Origin of the sequence: Achromobacter sp. GbtcB20, from assembly GCF_019091095.1 — a bacterium.
In the GTDB taxonomy this organism is placed as follows: domain Bacteria; phylum Pseudomonadota; class Gammaproteobacteria; order Burkholderiales; family Burkholderiaceae_B; genus Achromobacter; species Achromobacter mucicolens.
Map to the genome: position 1 here is coordinate 1 of NZ_JAGXJZ010000195.1, position 540 is coordinate 540.

The following is a 540-nucleotide window of genomic DNA, read 5'->3' on the forward strand; positions in this document are numbered from 1 at the left end:
CCGTCCATCAGGCTGGTGCCGAGCAGGCTCTTGAGCGAGCGCATCAGGCGGCCTTCATAGCCGGACAGGTAGTCCGCCAGGGCCGCGCGGCCGTAGCGCACTTCCTCGTCGTCGGCATTGAAGAAAACCACCGAGGGCAGGGTCGGCTTGCCGTCCTCGAGGGCGAGCAGCGTGCGTTGCGCCGCTGTTTGCTGGGTTCCCGTGCCGACCCAGCCCACCGTGGAATTCGAGGTGCCGAAGTCGACGCCGCATGCGTTCGTCATGTCTGTCTTTCTTTGGAAGGGGCGGTATTCTATCAGACCTGCAAGGCAAGCGGGCCCAAGCGGCGAACAGGAGCGCGCAAGCGTTGCACGGCGGACACGCGCTAGCCCTGCGCCGCCATCGAGCCCGTCCTGCCTATAATCGAGGCAACCGGAGGACCCATCATGACCGCCGCATCCGCCCGCCGCTTGCCACGCCCCGCCTGCCGCCGCGCGCGGCCGGCCCGCGCGCCGGCAAGGAGCTGAACGCCATGGCCCGCCACTGGACGCTCAAGCGCAA

The 540-nt window shown here is 68.3% G+C and carries 1 protein-coding gene and 1 pseudogene; one reads left to right on the plus strand and one right to left on the minus strand.

From position 1 onward, the window contains the following. Window positions 1–263: pseudogene (locus KVT32_RS28525) on the minus strand (heat-shock protein); the annotation flags it as partial. Window positions 264–346: 83 nt separating this feature from the next. Between KVT32_RS28525 and KVT32_RS28530 the strand changes: the two are divergent. Continuing rightward, window positions 347–540, plus strand: a 194-nt coding sequence (locus KVT32_RS28530) for a hypothetical protein (RefSeq protein WP_217619254.1), incomplete at its 3' end; no start/stop codon positions are given.